Source organism: Nocardioides sp. (genome assembly GCF_044226305.1).
Taxonomy (GTDB): domain Bacteria; phylum Actinomycetota; class Actinomycetes; order Propionibacteriales; family Nocardioidaceae; genus Nocardioides.
This window is the reverse complement of sequence record NZ_JBGAHF010000004.1, coordinates 145,303-163,274: the sequence shown is the minus strand read 5'-3', so window position 1 is coordinate 163,274 and position 17,972 is coordinate 145,303. Positions and strand designations below refer to the sequence as shown.

Sequence of the window (17,972 nt, the reverse complement as noted above, 5' to 3'; positions counted from 1 at the left end):
GGGAACGAGGTCGCGACCGGCGTGTCGAGACCCAGCGAGCCGGGAAGCTACGCCGTACGGCTCGCGACGACGTCGGCGAACGCCTCGAGGGCGGCGCGGACCGGGCCGGGCGGGACGACGGCCAGCTGGTCCTTCGCCTCCTGGGCGCGGGCGACGACGTAGGCGCGGGCCTCGTCGAGGGCGGGGTGCTTGCGGAGCAGCTCCAGCGCCTCGGCGTGTCGGCCGTCGTCGCTGAGGTCCCCGTCGAGGAGCTCGATCAGGCGGGCGTCGCCCGGGTCGCCGGCCGCGCGCGCCATCAGCACCGGCAGCGTCGGCACACCCTCGCGCAGGTCGGTGCCGGGGGTCTTGCCGGACTCCACGGAGTCCGAGGCGATGTCGAGGATGTCGTCGGAGAGCTGGAAGGCCGACCCGACGATCTCGCCGTACGCCGTCAGCGCCTCCTCGACCTCGCGGTCGGCGCCGCCGAAACGCGCGCCGTAGCGCGCCGAGGTCGCGATCAGCGAGCCGGTCTTGCCGGCCACCACGTCGAGGTAGTGGGCCAGGGGGTCCTCGCCCGGTCCGGGCGCCACGGTCTCCAGGATCTGGCCCTCGACCAGCCGGGTGAACGTCTCCGCCTGGATCCGGACCGCGTCCGCGCCGAGCGCGGCGGTCAGCTCGGAGGACTTGGAGAACAGGAAGTCGCCGGTGAGGATCGCGACGTGGTTGCCCCAGCGGGCGTGCGCGGTCTGCGCACCGCGGCGCAGGTCCGCCTCGTCCATCACGTCGTCGTGGTAGAGCGAGGCCAGGTGCGTCAGCTCGACCACGCAGGCCGCCCGGATGACCTCGTCGCTGCCGGGGGTGTCACCGGTCTCCGCGGCCAGGAGGACGAGCAGCGGCCGGAACCGCTTGCCGCCGGCGTCCATCAGGTGGCTGGCGGTCTCGGACACGAACGCCGCCCGGCTGCGGACGTGCTCGGCGAGCTCGCGCTCGACCACGGCGAGCCGCTCGCGCAGCCGTGCGGCCAGCGCCTCGTCCGTGACGGGGAGGGCCAGAGCGGTCGTACTCGTGGTCACCTGACGAATTGTCCCGCATTCGCCGCGAGATCGAGCACCGGGCCGGGCACGACGCCCAGGACCAGCGTCGCGGCCACACCGACGAGGATCGTCGCCGAGGTCAGCACCGACGGCTTGGTGACCGTGGCCACCTCGCCGCTGGTGTCGCCGTCGAGGAAGAACATCAGCACGATGACACGGACGTAGAAGAACACCGCCACGATGCTGCACAGGATCGCGGCGATCACCACCGGCCACGCGCCGGCGGAGAGGGCGACGGTGAAGACCGCCCACTTGCCGACGAACCCGGCCGTCAGCGGGATGCCCGCCATCGACAGCAGGAAGAAGGCGAACAGTCCTGCGACGAGGGGTGATCGACGGCCCAGGCCCTGCCAGCGGGCGAACGTCGTGGCCTCGCCGCCGGAGTCCCGCACCAGGGTGACCACGGCGAACGCACCGATCATCGCGAAGCCGTAGGTGGTCAGGTAGAACAGCACGGCCTGCAGCGACGTCACCTGGCCGTCCGACAGCTCCGAGGCCTGCTGCACGCCCAGCACGCCGGTGAGCAGGAAGCCCGTGTGCGCCACCGACGAGTAGGCGAGCATCCGCTTCATGTCGGTCTGCACGACCGCGAGGAGCGCGCCGACCACCATGGTGAGGATCGCGATCACCCAGAGCATCGGCTGCCACGACCAGCGGTCGGACCCGAACGCGACGTAGTAGAGCCGGAGGATCGCGCCGAACGCCGCGATCTTGGTGCCGGCCGCCATGAACGCCGTGACCGGCGTCGGGGCGCCCTGGTAGACGTCGGGCGTCCAGGAGTGGAACGGCGCGGCGCCGACCTTGAACAGCAGGCCGACGGAGATCATCCCGATGCCGAGCAGCAGCAGGGTCTGGTTGCCGATGTCGTCGCGGACGGCCTCGTTGATCTCCGAGTAGCCCATCGAGCCGGCGAACCCGTAGGTCAGCGCGACGCCGTAGATGAAGAAGCCCGACGAGAACGCACCGAGCATGAAGTACTTGAGCGCGGCCTCCTGGCTCAGCAGTCGGCGACGACGGGCCAGCCCGCACAGCAGGTAGAGCGGCAGCGACAGCACCTCGAGGGCGACGAAGAGCGTCAGCAGGTCGTTGGCCGCCGGGAACAGCAGCATGCCGCCCACCGCGAACATCAGGAGCGGGTAGACCTCGGTGTGCTCGAGGCCGCGGGTCGACGCCTGTCGCTCGGCCTCGGTGCCGGGGAGCGCCGCGGCCTGGCCGGCGAAGGCCGAGACCCCGCCCTCGAGCCGGCGCTCGGCGAACAGCAGGACGCCGCCGATCGCGAAGACGAGCAGGATGCCCCAGAAGAACACGGTCGGGCCGTCGACGACGATCGTCCCCTCCACGTCGACCGAGCCGCGGGCCGCGCCGTCGCCGAGCACGTCGAGGTCGCTCGCGACCCAGATCGTTCCGCCGAGGGCGACCACGAGGCCGACCAGGGCGAGCAGCGTCTGGACGCGGAAGCGCAGCTCACGCGGGACGAACGCCTCGACCACCACGCCGGCGCACGCGACGCCGTAGATCACGAGCAGCGGCCAGAGCTGGCTGTACTCGATGGTGGGCTTCACGAAGTCCATCAGGAATCGCCTTCCTCGGCAGTGTCGGCGGCCGGGACGGTCGGCGCGTCGTCGGAGACACCCACGTGGACGAGCAGCTGCTCCACGGTCGGGTTCGCGGCGTCGAGCAGCGGCATCGGGTAGAAGCCGAACAGCACCAGCCCCACCACGAGCGGTACGACGGCGACCAGCTCGCGCCGGTTCAGGTCGGTGACCACCGGGTCACCGGGCCGGGGCGGCCCGGTCATCGTGCGCTGGTAGAGCCAGAGCACGTAGATCGCCGCCAGGACGATGCCGGTGACGGCCACCGCACCGGCCCACCAGTGGTAGTCGAAGGCCGCGATCATGACCAGGATCTCGGAGACGAACTGGCTCAGGCCGGGCAGGCCGGCCGTGGCGAGCCCGGCGATGAGGAACAACCCGGCCAGGACCGGCGCGGTGCTCTCGACTCCGGTGATCTCGCTGATGAGCGAGGTGCCCTTGCGCCGGATGAGGTACCCGGCGATGAGGAACAGTGCCGCCGTGCCGACGCCGTGGTTGACCATGTAGAGGATCGACCCGGAGCCGCCCTGGGTGGTCAGCGCGAAGATGCCGAGGGTGATGAACCCGAAGTGGCTCAGCGACGTCAGACCGATCAGGCGCAGGATGTCGTCCTGGCCGATGGCGAGGAACGCGCCGTACACGATCGAGATCAGCGCGATCGTCACGACCACCGGCGTCGCCCACTGCGAGGCGCCGGGGAACAGGCCCAGGCAGTAGCGCAGCATCCCGAAGGTGCCGATCTTGTCGAGCACGCACACCAGCAGCACGCTCGTGCCCGGCGTGGCCTTCTCGGTCGTGTCGGCCAGCCAGGTGTGCAGCGGGAACAGCGGCGCCTTCACGGCGAACGCGATCATGAAGCCGACGAACAGCCAGCGCTCCCACGTCGTGCTCATGTCGACCTGCTGCAGGTCGGAGATCAGGTACGACGGCGTGCCGGCCCGGGCCGAGACGACGTAGAGACCGATCACGGCGGCGAGCAGCACCAGGCCGCCGCCGAGCTGGAACATGAGGAACTTCAGCGCGGCGAACGCCCGGCCCGGCCGGCCGAAGCGACCGATCATGAAGTACGCCGGGATCAGCGTCGCCTCGAACATGACGTAGAAGAGGAACACGTCGGTGGCGAGGAAGACGGCGAGCGCGAGCGACTCGAGGGCGAGGGCCCACGCGAAGAACACCGCGGGACCGCGGTCGTCGGCCTCGTGCCAGGACGCGATGACGACGATCGGCACCAGCGCGACGGTGAGCAGCACCAGCAGGAGGCCGAGGCCGTCGACGCCGAGCGCGTAGTGCACCCCGAACGCCGAGATCCAGTCGTGGGTCTCGGTCAGCTGCATGCCGTCGCCGGGGTCGAACTGCACGGCGACCGCGACACCGACGAGGAGGGTCAGCACCGAGAAGCCGAGGGCGACCTGCTTGGGGAGGGCGGCGCCGCGCGAGCCCGGAAGGAAGGCGGTGCCGACCGCTCCGACCAGCGGGACCACCCAGAGGACGGTGAGCCAGGGGAAGTCGTTCATGCGAGGTTCACCGCCAGCAGGGCCAGCGCGACGATGAGCGCGCCGACGAGGAGGGACAGGGCGTAGGAGCGGACGAAGCCGTTCTGGGCGCGCCGGGCGACGCCGGCGACACCACCGATGGCGACCGGCCCACCGGTGAGCACGCCGTCGACGACGTACCGGTCGGTGGCGAGCAGTCCCGTGGTGAGGTGCCGTCCGGGGCCGACGACCAGCGTGTCGTTGACCTGGTTGCCGTAGAGCTCCTCACGCGCGGCCCGGGTCGCGAACGAGACGTCCTGGGGCGCCGTGCGCGGCACGTCCCGCCGGCCGACGAGGAACCAGGCCAGGGCGACCCCGGAGAGTGCGACCGCCAGGATCAGCACCGTGGTGACCGCCACCGGGATCGCGGGCGTCTCGTGCTCGGCGACACCGACGACCGGCTGGAGGAAGTCGATGATCCAGTCGTTGACGATCATCAGGCCACCGAGCAGGGAGAGGGCCGCGAGCACGATCAGCGGGAAGGTCATCACCTTCGGTGACTCGTGCGGGTGGACGTCCTTCTCCCAGCGCTGGTCGGTGAAGAAGGTCATCAGCATCAGGCGCGTCATGTAGAAGCCGGTGATGCCGGCACCGATCAGCGCGAAGATGCCGGCCACGAGGTTCTGCTCGAGCGCGACCTCGATGATCTTGTCCTTGGAGAAGAACCCGGCGAACGGCGGGAAGCCGATGATCGCGAGGTAGCCGAAGGCGAAGGTCACGAAGGTCACCGGCATCGCCTTGCGCAGCAGCCCGTAGTGGCGCATCTCGACGTCGTCGTTCATGCCGTGCATGACCGAGCCGGCCCCGAGGAACATGTCGGCCTTGAAGAAGCCGTGCACCAGCAGCAGGAAGATCGCGAGCGGGTAGCCCGCGACACCCAGGCCGGCGCCGAGCATCATGTAGCCGATCTGGCTCATCGTGGAGCCGGCGAGCACCTTCTTGATGTCGTCCTTGGCGCACCCGATGATCGCGCCGTACAGCAGGGTGATCACGGCGATCACCACCACGACGGTCTGCGCGTCGGGTGCGCGCTCGAAGATGAAGTTCGAGCGGACGAGGAGGTACACGCCCGCGGTCACCATCGTGGCCGCGTGGATCAGGGCCGAGACCGGGGTCGGACCCTCCATGGCGTCGAGCAGCCACGCCTGGAGCGGGAACTGGGCCGACTTGCCGCAGGCACCGAGCAGGAGGAGCAGGCCGAGGATCGTCATCTGCGTCTCGGACGCGCCCCCGGCCGCGTTGCTGATCACGTGGAAGCTGGTCGAGCCGAAGAGGACGAAGAACATCATGATCGCGAGCGACAGCCCCATGTCGCCCACCCGGTTGATGACGAACGCCTTCTTCGCCGCGGCCGCCGCCGACGGCTTGTGCTGCCAGAACCCGATGAGCAGGTACGACGCGAGGCCGACGCCCTCCCAGCCGAGGAAGAGCACCAGGTAGTTCTCCGCCAGCACCAGCACCAGCATCGAGGCGACGAACAGGTTGAGGTAGCCGAAGAAGCGGCGACGGCGCGGGTCGTGCGCCATGTAGCCGATCGAGTAGATGTGGATCAGCGAGCCGACGCCGGTGATCAGCAGCAGGAAGAGCGCCGACAGCTGGTCGTAGAGCAGGTCCGCCCCGACGTCGAGGCGGCCGGTCTGGAACCAGGTGTAGAGGTGCTGCTGCACCTGGCGGTCGTCGTCGGACCGGCCGAGCAGCTGGATGAACATCACCAGCGAGATGACGAACGACCCGATCGGCAGGGCGGTGCCGAGCAGGTGTCCCCACCTGTCGGTGTGCCGACCGCCGATCAGCAGCACCGCGGCGCCGGCCAGCGGCAGCGCGATCACCAGCCACAGCAGGCTGAAGACGCCGTCGGCCGAGGTCGGGTCGATGACCGGGATGGTCTCGTGCAGTGCGTACATCAACCCGTCCTCAGTACTTCAGCAGACTGGCGTCGTCGACCGAGGCCGAGCGACGCGTCCGGAAGATGGTCATGATGATCGCCAGCCCGACCACGACCTCGGCTGCGGCGACCACCATCACGAAGAAGGCGGCGACCTGACCGTCGAGGTTGCCGTGCTGCCGCGAGAAGGCGACGAGTGCGAGGTTCGTGGCGTTGAGCATCAGCTCGATGCACATGAACACGACGATCGCGTTGCGGCGGGTGAGCACCCCGACGCAGCCGATCGTGAACAGGATCCCCGAGAGGACCACGTACGCCGTGATGTTCATCGGTGCTCGTCACCTCCGGTGGCCGGGGTCGTCTCGGTGGTGGTCACCGGGGCCTCCTGCTCGCCGCCCGCGTGGGTCGCCCCGCCGAGCTGCCGGTCGATGGCCTCGATGTCGTCGGCCAGGGCCGGACCCGAGCGCACCGTGCCGCGAGCGGCCAGCACCCGGGAGACCGAGGACTCCGCCGCCGTGCCGTCGGGCAGCAGGGCGGGCGTGTCGACCGCGTTGTGGCGGGCGTAGACACCCGGTGGCGGGAGCGGCCCGAGGTGCGTGCCCTTGTCGGCGTAGTCGCGGACCCGCTGGGCCGCGAGCGACGCCTGCGTGTCCTTGGGCGTGAGCCGCTCGCGGTGCGCGAGCACCATGGCACCGACCGCTGCGGTGATGAGCAGCGCGCTCGTGACCTCGAAGGCGAAGACGTACTTGGAGAACAGCAGGTTGGCGAGCGCCTGGATGTTGCCGGCGCCGTTGGCCTTGTCCAGCCCGACGGCCGTGCCGAGCGAGATCTGCCCGAGGCCGAGCACCAGCACCAGCCCGAGGGCGAGGCCACCGAGGGCGGCGAGCACCCGCTGGCCGCGGATCGTCTCGACCACGGAGTCGGACGCGTCGACGCCGACCAGCATCAGCACGAACAGGAAGAGCATCAAGATCGCGCCGGTGTAGACGATGATCTGCACCGCGAAGAGGAACGGGGCGTCGAGCGCGGCGTAGAGCACGGCCAGGCTGATCATGACGACGGCCAGCAGCAGCGCCGCGTGCACGGCCTTGCGCACGAAGAGGATGCCGAGCGCGGCGATCACCATGACCGGCGCGAGGATCCAGAAGACGGTCACTTCGAGGTCTCCTGTCCGGAGGGGGCAGGGGCACTGAACTCGCCCCGGTAGTAGGCGCCCTCGTCGTCACCGAGCCGCATCGGGTGCGGCGGCTGCTCCATGCCGGGCAGCAGCGGGGCCAGCAGGTCCTGCTTCTCGTAGATCAGGTCGGCGCGGTTGTTGTCGGCCAGCTCGTACTCGTTGGTCATCGTGAGCGCCCGGGTCGGACACGCCTCGATGCACAGGCCGCAGAGGATGCAGCGCAGGTAGTTGATCTGGTAGACGCGGCCGTACCGCTCACCGGGGCTGAACCGCTCGTCCTCGGTGTTGGACGCACCCTCGACGTAGATCGCGTCGGCCGGGCAGGCCCAGGCGCACAGCTCGCAGCCGACGCACTTCTCGAGGCCGTCGGGCCACCGGTTGAGCTGGTGCCGGCCGTGGAAGCGCGGGGCGGTCGGCATCTTCTCGAACGGGTACTGCTCGGTGACGACCTTGCGGAACATCGTCCGGAACGTCACGCCGAACCCGGCGACGGGGTCCCAGAACTGCTCCTTGAGGGACTTGGACTGGTCGTCGGCCATCAGATCTCCTCCCCAGCGCCGCGGGTCGCGGCTGCGGGCTCGGTCATCGGCGTGCGGGACTCGAAGGTGAGCGGCTTGGCCGCACCGCGGACCGCACCACCGGCGGGCATCGGCGGGACCGGGAAGCCACCGGTCGGAGCCGGCGGCTCGACCGCCGTCGGCTCCTCGCCGCGGTCACCGACGAAGAACAGCACCAGGAACAGCACCGCGAGGATGCCGATGCCGATCAGCAGGTAGCGGCGGTCGATGCCGCCCTCGAGCGAGACCGCCCGGATCGTCGCGACCGCGACGATCCACACCAGCGAGACCGGGATCAGCCGCTTCCAGCCGAACGCCATGAACTGGTCGTAGCGCAGCCGGGGCAGGGTGCCGCGCAGCCAGATGAAGAAGAAGATGAAGAACAGCAGCTTGCCGAAGAACCACAGCACCGGCCAGTAGCCCTCGTTGGCACCGGGCCAGATCTGGTCGATCCAGAACGGCGCCCGCCAGCCACCCAGGAACAGCGTCGTCGCGAGCGCGGACACCGTGGCCATGTTGATGTACTCGGCGAGGAAGAACAGCGCGAACTTCAGCGAGCTGTACTCGGTGTGGAACCCGCCGACCAGCTCGCCCTCGGCCTCGGGGAGGTCGAACGGCGCCCGGTTGGTCTCGCCGATCATCGCGATCACGTAGATCACGAACGAGGGCACCAGGATCAGCCCGAACCAGAGGTCCTTCTGGGCCGCCACGATCTCGGAGGTCGACATCGACCCGGCGTAGAGGAACACCGCGACCAGGGCCAGCCCCATCGCGACCTCGTAGGAGATCATCTGCGCGCTCGAGCGGAGGCCGCCGAGCAGGGAGTACGTCGACCCGCTGGACCAGCCGCCGAGCACGATGCCGTAGATGCCGACCGACGCGATCGCCATCACGAAGAGCACGGCGACCGGCATGTCGGTCAGCTGCAACGGCGTCTCGACGCCGAAGAAGTTCACGACCGGGCCGAAGGGGATCACCGCGAAGGTCACGAAGGCAGCGGTCGCCGAGATGATCGGCGCCAGGACGAACACGACCCGGTCCGCCGCGGTCGGGACGATGTCCTCCTTCAGCGCGAGCTTCACGCCGTCGGCCAGCGACTGGAGCAGGCCGAAGGGACCGTTCACGTTGGGGCCGATGCGGTGCTGCATCCGGGCCACGACCCGGCGCTCCCACCAGATGTTGAACAGCGTCAGCAGCACCAGGACCAGGAAGATGAGCAGCGTCTTGAGGCCGATCACCCACCACGGGTCGTGGCCGAACTCGGCCAGCGTGTCGTCGGCCATCGGCAGCACCATGGTCACTGGTCCGCTCCGTTCGTGACGGTCACCCGGCTGCCGGGCGAGGCCAGGTCGGCCAGCACGCCGTTGCCGAAGGAGTTGGCGGGCACCCACACCACGTCGTCGGCGAGGTCGGCGGGCTCCGCCGGCAGCGTCACCGAGCCGCGGTCACCGGTGAGGGTGACGGTCGGCCCGTGGGCGTCGTACACCGCCTGGCTGAGACGGGCCACCGGGGCCCGGCCGGTCGCGCGGTAGGGCTTGTCGCCGTCCTGCATCGACCCGTTGTCGACGAGGAGCTTCCAGGTCGACAGGGCGAAGTCGTCGGGTGCCGGGCGCGCCCAGCGCGGCTCGGGACGGGCCAGCGCGGCGCGCTCGCCGTCCCACGGGCCCATCTCCTCCATCTGGGCGCGAGCCTCCGCGACGGTCCGGAACCCGAGCGGACTGCCCGCGCCGAGCGCGCTCAGCTCCTCGGCGATCCCGGCGAGGATCCGCAGGTCGGGCAGCGACGCGGGGTTCGAGAACACCTGCTCGAAGGGCCGCGGGCGACCCTCCCAGGTGACGAACGTGCCGGCCTTGTCGGTCACCGGTGCGACCGGGAAGACGACGTCGGCGGCCCGGGTCACGTCGGTCTCGCGCAGCTCGAGCGAGACGACGAACGACGCCGCCTCGATCGCCGCGCGCGTCGCGGCCGGGTCGGCGGTGTCGTCGGGGTCCACGCCGCCGATGACGAGGCCGCCGAGCTCTCCGGACAGCAGCGCGGCGACGATGCCGTCGGCGTCCCGGCCAGCAGCCTCGGGGAGGTGGTCGACGCCCCAGGTGGCCGCGACGTCGACGCGGGCGCCGGCATCGGCCGCCGGCCGGCCGCCGGGCAGCAGGTTGGGCAGGCACCCGGTCTCGATCGCGCCCCGGTCGCCGGCACGGCGCGGGACCCAGGCGAGCCGGGCTCCGGTGCGGGCGGCGAGCCCGGCCGCGGCGGTGAGGGCACCGGGCGAGGTCGCCAGGCGCTCGCCGACCAGGATCACGGAGTCCTTGTCGACCCCGTGCTCGGCGTGCTCGACGAGGGACTCGAGGACCGCGGCCTCCTCGCCCGGCGCGGTGCGCAGCAGGTGGCCGTTCATCTTGGCCAGGCCGCGGGTCGTGCCCGGTGCGATCGCGACCACGCGCGTGGTGCCGTGGCGGGTCGCCTTGCGCAGCCGCAGGAAGACCATCCCGGCCTCGTCCTCGGGCTCGAGCCCGGCGAGCACCACCGTGGTGGCGCGCTCGAGGTCGGCGTAGGTCACCGTGCTGCGCAGCGCGACCTCGGCGGCCAGGAACGAGGTCTCCTCGGCCGAGAGCGGGCGCGAGCGGAAGTCGATGTCGTTGGTGCCGAGCGCCACGCGCGCGAACTTGCTGTAGGCGAACCCGTCCTCGGCCGTGATCCGGCCGCCGGTCAGCACGCCGGTGGCGCCGGCCGCGTGCAGGCCGCGCGCCGCGACCGCGAAGGCCTCCGGCCAGGACGCCGGACGCAGCTGGCCGTCACCGCCGTCCTCGACCCGGTCCCGCACCTGCGGGTAGGTGAGCCGGTCGGCCTCGGTCGCGTAGTGGAACGCGAACCGGTCCTTGTCGGTGATCCACTCCTCGTTGACCTCGGGGTCGTTGCCGGCGAGCCGGCGCATCACCTTGCCGCGCCGGTGGTCGATCCGGATGGCCGAGCCGCACGCGTCGTGCTCGGCCACACCCGGGGTCGAGACGAGGTCGAACGGGCGGGAGCGGAACCGGTAGTCCTCGCTGGTCAGCGCACCGACCGGGCAGATCTGGATCACGTTGCCGGAGAAGTAGGAGAGGAACGGCGCGTTCTCGGCGATGCCGATCTGCTGCATCGCGCCGCGCTCGACGAGCGAGATGAACGGGTCGCCGGGGATCTCCTCGGCGAAGCGGGTGCAGCGCTGGCACACGATGCAGCGCTCCCGGTCGAGCAGCACCTGCGGGGAGAGGTTGATCGGCTTGGGGAAGGTGCGCTTGTAGCCCTCGAAGCGGGTCTCGCCGCGGCCGTTGCTCATCGCCTGGTTCTGCAGCGGGCACTCGCCGCCCTTGTCGCACACGGGGCAGTCGAGCGGGTGGTTGATCAGGAGGAACTCCATGATCCCCTGCTGCGCCTTGTCGGCGACCTCGCTGGTGGCCTGGGTGTTGACGACCATGCCCTCGGCGACCGGCAGGGTGCAGGAGGCCTGCGGCTTGGGGAAGCCCCGGCCGTTGCCCGCGTCGGGGATGTCGACCAGGCACTGGCGGCACGCGCCCACCGGGGCGAGCAGCGGGTGGTCGCAGAACCGCGGGATCTGGACGCCGACCTGCTCGGCCGCCCGGATGACCAGGGTGTCCTTGGGGACGCTGACCTGCACCCCGTCGATCGTGAGCGTGACCAGATCGGTCCGCTCCGGCGCGGTCGTCATGCGGTGACCTCCTGTCCGGCCCAGGCGGTGGAGCGGGCGGGGTCGAACGGGCACCCGCCCTGGGTGAGGTGGGCGACGTACTCGTCGCGGAAGTACTGGATGGAGCTCGCGACCGGGCTGACGGCGCCGTCGGCGAGCGCGCAGAACGAGCGGCCGAGGATGTTGTCGCACTGGTCGAGCAGCAGGTCGAGGTCGGCCTCGTTGCCCTGGCCCTTCTCGAGCGCCGCGAGGGTCTGCACCAGCCACCAGGTGCCCTCGCGGCACGGGGTGCACTTGCCGCAGGACTCGTGCTTGTAGAACTCGGTCCACCGCAGCGTCGCGCGCACCACGCAGGTGCTGTCGTCGAAGATCTGCAGGGCCCGGGTGCCGAGCATCGAGCCGGCCGCGCCGACCGCCTCGAAGTCCAGCGGTACGTCGAGGTGCTCGGCGGTCAGCAGCGGCGTGCTGGACCCACCGGGCGTCCAGAACTTCAGCTCGTGGCCGTCACGCATGCCACCGGCCAGCATGATCAGCCGGCGCAGGGTGGTGCCGAGCGGCGCCTCGTACTGGCCCGGTCGCTTGACGTGGCCGGAGAGGGAGAAGATGCCGAATCCCTTGGACTTCTCGGTCCCCATCGACGCGAACCACTGCGGGCCGCGCCCGACGATGCTGGGGACGGACGCGATCGACTCGACGTTGTTGATCACCGTCGGGCAGGCGTAGAGGCCGGCGACGGCCGGGAACGGCGGGCGCAGCCGGGGCTGGCCACGACGGCCCTCGAGACCCTCCAGCAGCGCGGTCTCCTCGCCGCAGATGTAGGCGCCGGCACCGGAGTGCACGACCACGTCGAGGTCGAAGCCCGAGCCGTGGATGTCCGTGCCGAGGTGGCCGGCGAGGTAGGCCTCCTGCACGGCGCGCTGGACGCGGCGGATGACGTGCAGCACCTCGCCGCGGATGTAGATGAACGCCTTGTTGGCGCGGATCGCGTAGCTGCTGATGATCACGCCCTCGAGCAGGGTGTGCGGGCTGGCCATCATCAGGGGGATGTCCTTGCAGGTGCCCGGCTCCGACTCGTCGGCGTTCACGACGAGGTACTTCGGCCGCGGGTTGTCCTGCGGGATGAAGCCCCACTTCATGCCGGTCGGGAAGCCGGCGCCGCCGCGGCCGCGCAGCCCGGAGTCCTTGACCGCCTCGATGACGGCGTCGGGCGCCATCGCGAAGGCGGTGTCGAGCGCGGCGTAGCCCCCACGGGCCTCGTAGGACTCCAGGGTCCAGGCGCGCTCGTCGTCCCAGTTGTCGGTGAGGACCGGGGTCAGGGCGTCAGGCATCGCTGTCCTCCTGCTGGGTCTCGGTCTCGGCGCGACCCGTGTCGGCCTCGTCGACCGCGTCCTGCTTGGTGTCCGGCACCGCCTCGGCGCTGCCGCCGGTCAGGGCCCCGCCACCGGTGGGCGGTGCGGTCCAGCCGTTCGCGCGGGCCAGGCCGAGTCCGACCAGCGAGGCCGGGCCCGCGGCCGGGCCCTCGTCGGCGAGGTCGTCGGGGAACCCGGCGAGCACCCGCTCGGCCTCGCGCCAGGTGACGACGCGGGGACCGCGGGTGGAGTGGACCTCCCGGCCCTCCCGCAGGTCGTCGACGAGCTCGACGGCGGACTCCGGGGTCATGTTGTCCATGAACTCCCAGTTGACCATCATCACCGGCGCGTAGTCGCAGGCCGCGTTGCACTCGACGTGCTCGAGGGTGACCTTGCCGTCGGCGGTCAGCTCGTCGTTGCCGACGTCGAGGTGCTCCTTGAGCCGCTCGAAGATCACGTCGCCACCCATCACCGCGCACAGCGTGTTGGTGCAGACACCGACGTGGTAGTCGCCGACCGGCCGGCGCTTGTACATCGTGTAGAACGTCGCGACGCCGCTGACCTCGGCCGCGGAGATGCCCAGCACCTCCGCGCACGCCTCGATGCCCTCCGAGGTCACCCGGCCCTCGGAGGACTGCACCAGGTGCAGCATCGGCAGCAGTCCCGAGCGCGCCTCGGGGTAGCGGGCCGCGATCTCGCGGAGCTCGGCATACGTGGTCTCCGACAACGTCATCTGTCGACGCCTCCCATGACGGGGTCGATGGACGCGATCGCGACGATGACGTCGGCGACCATGCCGCCCTCGCTCATCACGCTCGTGGCCTGCAGGTTGGTGAACGACGGGTCGCGGAAGTGCGCCCGGAACGGGCGGGTGCCGCCGTCGGAGACGACGTGCGCGCCGAGCTCCCCGCGCGGGGACTCCACCGGCACGTACGCCTGGCCGGCCGGGACCCGGAAGCCCTCGGTCACCAGCTTGAAGTGGTGGATCAGCGCCTCCATCGACTCACCCATGATGTGGCGGATGTGGTCGAGGGAGTTGCCCATGCCGTCGCTGCCGATGGCCAGCTGGCTGGGCCAGGCGATCTTCTTGTCCCCGATCATGACCGGGGCGCCGTCGAGCTTCGCGAGCCGGTCGGCCGCCTGCTCGACGATGCGCAGCGACTCCCACATCTCGTTGAGGCGGACGCGGAACCGGCCGTAGGAGTCGGCGGTGTCCCACGTCTGCACGTCGAAGTCGTAGGTCTCGTAGCCGGAGTAGGGCTGGGTCTTGCGCAGGTCCCAGGGGTAGCCGGTGCTGCGGAGCACCGGGCCGGTGAGGCCGAGCGCCAGGCAGCCCTCGAGGTCGAGGTGGCCGACCCCCTCGAGCCGGGCCTTGAAGATCGGGTTGGCGTTGCACAGGTCGGCGTACTCGGGGAGCCGCTTGCGCATCAGCGCCACGAACCCCCGGATCTCGTCGAGGGCACCCGGCGGGAGGTCCTGGGCGACGCCGCCGGGGCGGATGAACGCGTGGTTCATGCGCAGGCCGGTGATCAGCTCGAAGAGGTCGAGGACCAGCTCGCGCTCGCGGAAGCCGATCGTCATCACGGTCAGCGCGCCGATCTCCATGCCGCCGGTCGCGATCGCGACGAGGTGGGAGGAGATCCGGTTCAGCTCCATGAGCAGGACCCGCATGACCTGGGCCTTCTCCGGCACCTGGTCCTCGATGTCGAGCAGCCGCTCGACGCCGAGCACGTAGGTCATCTCGTTGTAGAACGGCGAGAGGTAGTCCATCCGCGTGCAGAACGTGACGCCCTGCACCCAGGAGCGGAACTCCATGTTCTTCTCGATGCCGGTGTGGAGGTAGCCGATCCCGCACCGCGCCTCGGTGACGGTCTCGCCCTCGAGCTCGAGGATGAGCCGGAGCACGCCGTGGGTCGACGGGTGCTGCGGGCCCATGTTGACCACGACCCGCTCGTCGGACTCCTCCGAGAGCCCCTCGACGACGGAGTCCCAGTCCTGGCCGGTGACGGTGAAGACGCGGCCCTCGGTGGTGTCCGAGCCGCTCGCGTAGTAGTCCTGATCCGTTGTCATGCCACATCCCTCCGAAGGGGCGGGGTCCCCGCGGCGTTGTTCGACGGGGGAGCGAAGCGGAGGAGAAGAAGAACGTCGTGGGGTGCCATTAGTTGTAGCTCCTGCGCTGGTCAGGAGGCGGGATGGTGCCGCCCTTGTACTCCCCTGGGATGCCGCTCGGACGGCAGAGCGTCCTTGCGCCGCGCAAGGACCGCGAGCGAAGCGAGCGAACAGACGAAACGGTGCTCATCAGTTGTACGACCTCCGCTGGTCGGGCGGCGGGATGGTGCCGCCCTTGTACTCCACGGGGATGCCCCCCAGCGGGTAGTCCTTGCGCTGAGGGTGGCCGGGCCAGTCGTCCGGCATGAGGATGCGGGTGAGCGCCGGGTGGCCGTCGAAGACGATCCCGAACATGTCGAACGTCTCCCGCTCGTGCCAGTCGCTCGTCGGGTAGACCGCGACGATCGACGGGATGTGCGGGTCGGCGTCGGGGGCGGTGACCTCGAGCCGGATCCGTCGGTTGTGGGTCATCGAGAGCAGGTGGTAGACCGCGTGGAGCTCGCGCCCGGTGTCCTCGGGGTAGTGGACGCCGCTGACGCCCGAGAGGAGCTCGAAGCGCAGCCGCTCGTCGTCGCGGAGCAGCCGCACGACCGTGAGCAGGTCCTCGCGACGCACGTGGAAGGTGATCTCGCCGCGGTGGATGACCACGCGCGGCTCGGCGAGCTCGAGACCGCCGGCGGCCGCCGCGCTCACGAGCGCGTCCGCGACCTCGTCGTACCAGCCGCCGTACGGCCGCTGGGCCTCGCCGGGGTAGGTGATCGCCTGCGTGAGGCCGCCGTACCCGCTGGTGTCACCGGTGCCGTGGACGCCGAACATCCCCTGCCGGACGCCGACCTGCTGGACCTCGCCGGTCGGCGCCGGCACGTTCTCGGGCAGCTTGTCCGTGCTGTCGTTCTCCGTCATCGCAGCTGGCCCTTCATCGCCGAGGTGGGCAACGCCTTGAGGGCGGCCGACTCGAGCTCGACGATCTCCGCGGCACGGTTGCTGCCGAGCTTCATGTGCTGGATCTCGTCGTGCAGCTTGAGGATCGCGTCGATGAGCATCTCCGGCCGCGGCGGGCAGCCCGGGAGGTACATGTCGACGGGCACGACGTGGTCGACACCCTGGACGATCGCGTAGTTGTTGAACATGCCCCCGCTGCTCGCGCAGACGCCCATCGCCAGCACCCACTTGGGGTTCGGCATCTGGTCGTAGATCTGGCGCAGGACCGGTGCCATCTTCTGGCTGACCCGGCCGGCGACGATCATCAGGTCGGCCTGGCGCGGGCTGGCCCGGAAGACCTCCATGCCGAAGCGCGCGAGGTCGTACTTCGGGCCGCCGGTGGTCATCATCTCGATCGCGCAGCAGGCCAGGCCGAAGGTCGCCGGCCAGAAGGAGGCCTTGCGCATGTAGCCGGCGACGCCCTCGACGGTCGTCAGCAGCACCCCGCTCGGGAGCTTCTCCTCAATTCCCATGGACATCTCCTCCAGCTGAGGGTCGCGAGGTTCGTGTCATGCCAAGGCCGACGAGGGAACGCGGCCGTCGTGCGGAGCGCAGCGGAGCGGCCGTCGACCGAGGAGTACACCGGCAGGGCGCGGACATCGCGATCCTCAGTCCCACTCGAGGCCGCCGCGGCGCCAGACGTAGGCGTAGGCGACGAAGACGGTGGCGATGAAGAGGACCATCTCGACGAGCCCGAAGATCTTGAGCTGGTCGAACTGCACCGCCCACGGGTACAGGAAGATGATCTCGATGTCGAAGACGATGAAGAGCATCGCGGTGATGTAGTACTTCACCGGGAACCGGCCACCGCCGACCGGCTGGGGCGTCGGCTCGATGCCGCACTCGTAGGAGTCCAGGCGGGCCCGGTTGTAGCGGCGCGGCCCGACCAGCGAGCTCATGATCACCGAGAAGATCGCGAACGCCGCCGCCAGGACGATCAGCGCCAGCACGGGCGTGTAGAGCTCCATCCTTCGCCCCTCTTCCGAGCAGTCTTCGACAGCCGTGTTTGTGACCTTGTGAAACGAATCACGAAGTGGTCCGTCGCACATCTAACCACTCGCCCCGCCCCCTCGCACGCGGGGGGCGCGAATGCCTCCGTCAGGACTGCGGCCGACCGAAAATGACACCTGACCTGGGCATTTACATGAGGAAGGCGTGCCCTAAATCCCCGAGGGTCAAGGTCAGCGGACGGCGCGGTGCAGGGCGACGACGCCGCCCGAGAGGTTGCGCCACTCCGGGTGCTGCCACCCGGCACCGGCGACCATCGCCGCGAGCCCGGCCTGGTCCGGCCAGGCGCGGATCGACTCGGCAAGGTAGACGTAGGCGTCCGGGGAGGAGGAGACCGCCCGGGCGATCGGCGGGAGCGCCCGCATCAGGTACTCCAGGTACACCGTCCGGAACGGCGCCCACGTCGGGTGGCTGAACTCGCAGACGACGAGCCGGCCCCCGGGCCGGGTCACCCGCAGCATCTCGCGGAGCCCCGCGGCCGGGTCGACGATGTTGCGCAGGCCGAAGGAGATCGTCACCGCGTCGAAGGTGCCGTCGGCGAACGGGAGCCGGGTCCCGTCGCCGGCCGTGAACGGCAGGTGCGGCCGGGCCGCCTTCCCCACCTGCAGCATGCCGAGGGAGAAGTCGCACGGGACCACCTCGGCACCCCGCTCGACGAACGGCTGGCTCGACGTACCCGTGCCGGCGGCGAGGTCGAGCACCCGCTCCCCCGGCCGCGGGTCGACCGCAGCGAGCACGGCCGTGCGCCACTGCCGGTCCTGGCCGAGCGAGAGGACGTCGTTGGTGAGGTCGTAGCGGCGCGCGACCGCGTCGAACATGCGACGGACGTCGGAGGGCTGCTTGTCGAGCTCGGCGCGGACCACGGCGCAGACCTTACTGAGTGGTGGTCGCCGGAGGTTCATCGCGGACGGCCCGGGGGCGACTGCTCGGGTCGCAGGTCGGGTCGCAGGTCGGGTCGCGGGTCGGGTCGCAGGCCGGGTCACAGGTCGGGTCACAGGTTGGTCACGGAGACGGGGCGCGCCGG

General features: G+C 70.4%; 16 protein-coding genes. All 16 read right to left on the bottom strand.

Annotation, left to right across the window (positions count from 1 at the left end):
• Positions 1-47: 47 nt before the first annotated feature.
• The gene (locus tag ACILQ5_RS06245; RefSeq protein WP_395657119.1) at positions 48-1,052 is read right to left on the bottom strand and encodes a polyprenyl synthetase family protein; all 1,005 of its coding nucleotides are present in this window, start codon (positions 1,050-1,052) and stop codon (positions 48-50) included.
• Positions 1,049-2,644 (bottom strand): NADH-quinone oxidoreductase subunit NuoN, encoded by a 1,596-nt coding sequence (gene nuoN, locus ACILQ5_RS06240; RefSeq protein ID WP_395657118.1) that lies wholly within the window; start codon positions 2,642-2,644, stop codon positions 1,049-1,051. Before nuoN ends, ACILQ5_RS06245 begins: the two co-directional genes overlap by 4 nt.
• Entirely contained in the window at positions 2,644-4,179 is a 1,536-nt protein-coding gene (locus tag ACILQ5_RS06235; RefSeq protein WP_395657117.1) for an NADH-quinone oxidoreductase subunit M, read from the bottom strand. Before ACILQ5_RS06235 ends, nuoN begins: the two co-directional genes overlap by 1 nt.
• The gene (nuoL, locus tag ACILQ5_RS06230) at positions 4,176-6,101 is read right to left on the bottom strand and encodes an NADH-quinone oxidoreductase subunit L (RefSeq protein ID WP_395657116.1); all 1,926 of its coding nucleotides are present in this window, start codon (positions 6,099-6,101) and stop codon (positions 4,176-4,178) included. Before nuoL ends, ACILQ5_RS06235 begins: the two co-directional genes overlap by 4 nt.
• Before the next feature lie 10 nt (positions 6,102-6,111).
• Entirely contained in the window at positions 6,112-6,411 is a 300-nt protein-coding gene (gene nuoK / locus ACILQ5_RS06225; RefSeq protein WP_395657115.1) for an NADH-quinone oxidoreductase subunit NuoK, read from the bottom strand.
• Positions 6,408-7,238, bottom strand: a complete 831-nt coding sequence (locus ACILQ5_RS06220) for an NADH-quinone oxidoreductase subunit J (protein WP_395657114.1) — start codon at positions 7,236-7,238, stop codon at positions 6,408-6,410. The genes nuoK and ACILQ5_RS06220 overlap by 4 nt, the downstream gene beginning before the upstream one ends.
• Complete coding sequence (nuoI, locus tag ACILQ5_RS06215; protein WP_395657113.1) at positions 7,235-7,798, bottom strand: NADH-quinone oxidoreductase subunit NuoI; 564 nt, start codon at positions 7,796-7,798, stop codon at positions 7,235-7,237. Before nuoI ends, ACILQ5_RS06220 begins: the two co-directional genes overlap by 4 nt.
• On the bottom strand, positions 7,798-9,099 hold the full coding sequence (nuoH, locus tag ACILQ5_RS06210) for an NADH-quinone oxidoreductase subunit NuoH (RefSeq protein ID WP_395657112.1): 1,302 nt from the start codon (positions 9,097-9,099) through the stop codon (positions 7,798-7,800). Before nuoH ends, nuoI begins: the two co-directional genes overlap by 1 nt.
• Positions 9,100-9,113: 14 nt before the next feature.
• Positions 9,114-11,522 carry an NADH-quinone oxidoreductase subunit G gene (locus ACILQ5_RS06205; RefSeq protein WP_395657111.1) on the bottom strand — a complete coding sequence of 803 codons (2,409 nt, stop codon included), beginning with the start codon at positions 11,520-11,522 and terminating at the stop codon, positions 9,114-9,116.
• Positions 11,519-12,829 (bottom strand): NADH-quinone oxidoreductase subunit NuoF, encoded by a 1,311-nt coding sequence (gene nuoF, locus ACILQ5_RS06200; protein ID WP_395657110.1) that lies wholly within the window; start codon positions 12,827-12,829, stop codon positions 11,519-11,521. The genes ACILQ5_RS06205 and nuoF overlap by 4 nt, the downstream gene beginning before the upstream one ends.
• The gene (gene nuoE, locus ACILQ5_RS06195; RefSeq protein WP_395657109.1) at positions 12,822-13,583 is read right to left on the bottom strand and encodes an NADH-quinone oxidoreductase subunit NuoE; all 762 of its coding nucleotides are present in this window, start codon (positions 13,581-13,583) and stop codon (positions 12,822-12,824) included. The genes nuoF and nuoE overlap by 8 nt, the downstream gene beginning before the upstream one ends.
• A complete protein-coding gene (locus ACILQ5_RS06190; RefSeq protein ID WP_395657108.1) occupies positions 13,580-14,920 on the bottom strand; it encodes an NADH-quinone oxidoreductase subunit D in 1,341 nt (446 codons plus the stop codon). Before ACILQ5_RS06190 ends, nuoE begins: the two co-directional genes overlap by 4 nt.
• 228 nt (positions 14,921-15,148) lie before the next feature.
• Positions 15,149-15,862: an NADH-quinone oxidoreductase subunit C gene (locus ACILQ5_RS06185; protein WP_395657107.1), complete on the bottom strand. Its 714-nt coding sequence runs from the start codon at positions 15,860-15,862 to the stop codon at positions 15,149-15,151.
• Positions 15,859-16,413, bottom strand: coding sequence for a NuoB/complex I 20 kDa subunit family protein (locus ACILQ5_RS06180; protein ID WP_395657106.1), 555 nt, complete (start codon positions 16,411-16,413; stop codon positions 15,859-15,861). The genes ACILQ5_RS06185 and ACILQ5_RS06180 overlap by 4 nt, the downstream gene beginning before the upstream one ends.
• Positions 16,414-16,548: 135 nt before the next feature.
• The gene (locus ACILQ5_RS06175; RefSeq protein ID WP_395657105.1) at positions 16,549-16,908 is read right to left on the bottom strand and encodes an NADH-quinone oxidoreductase subunit A; all 360 of its coding nucleotides are present in this window, start codon (positions 16,906-16,908) and stop codon (positions 16,549-16,551) included.
• Between the two features lie 213 nt (positions 16,909-17,121).
• A complete protein-coding gene (locus ACILQ5_RS06170; RefSeq protein WP_395657104.1) occupies positions 17,122-17,811 on the bottom strand; it encodes a demethylmenaquinone methyltransferase in 690 nt (229 codons plus the stop codon).
• Positions 17,812-17,972 lie beyond the last annotated feature (161 nt).

Coding starts and splice junctions, on each gene's coding strand:
- nuoN (WP_395657118.1), bottom strand. CDS start 2,644: ATGGACTTCGTGAAGCCCACCATCGAGTACAGCCAGCTCTGGCCGCTG.
- ACILQ5_RS06235 (WP_395657117.1), bottom strand. CDS start 4,179: ATGAACGACTTCCCCTGGCTCACCGTCCTCTGGGTGGTCCCGCTGGTC.
- nuoL (WP_395657116.1), bottom strand. CDS start 6,101: ATGTACGCACTGCACGAGACCATCCCGGTCATCGACCCGACCTCGGCC.
- nuoK (WP_395657115.1), bottom strand. CDS start 6,411: ATGAACATCACGGCGTACGTGGTCCTCTCGGGGATCCTGTTCACGATC.
- nuoI (WP_395657113.1), bottom strand. CDS start 7,798: ATGGCCGACGACCAGTCCAAGTCCCTCAAGGAGCAGTTCTGGGACCCC.
- nuoH (WP_395657112.1), bottom strand. CDS start 9,099: ATGGCCGACGACACGCTGGCCGAGTTCGGCCACGACCCGTGGTGGGTG.
- ACILQ5_RS06205 (WP_395657111.1), bottom strand. CDS start 11,522: ATGACGACCGCGCCGGAGCGGACCGATCTGGTCACGCTCACGATCGAC.
- nuoF (WP_395657110.1), bottom strand. CDS start 12,829: ATGCCTGACGCCCTGACCCCGGTCCTCACCGACAACTGGGACGACGAG.
- nuoE (WP_395657109.1), bottom strand. CDS start 13,583: ATGACGTTGTCGGAGACCACGTATGCCGAGCTCCGCGAGATCGCGGCC.
- ACILQ5_RS06190 (WP_395657108.1), bottom strand. CDS start 14,920: ATGACAACGGATCAGGACTACTACGCGAGCGGCTCGGACACCACCGAG.
- ACILQ5_RS06185 (WP_395657107.1), bottom strand. CDS start 15,862: ATGACGGAGAACGACAGCACGGACAAGCTGCCCGAGAACGTGCCGGCG.
- ACILQ5_RS06180 (WP_395657106.1), bottom strand. CDS start 16,413: ATGGGAATTGAGGAGAAGCTCCCGAGCGGGGTGCTGCTGACGACCGTC.
- ACILQ5_RS06175 (WP_395657105.1), bottom strand. CDS start 16,908: ATGGAGCTCTACACGCCCGTGCTGGCGCTGATCGTCCTGGCGGCGGCG.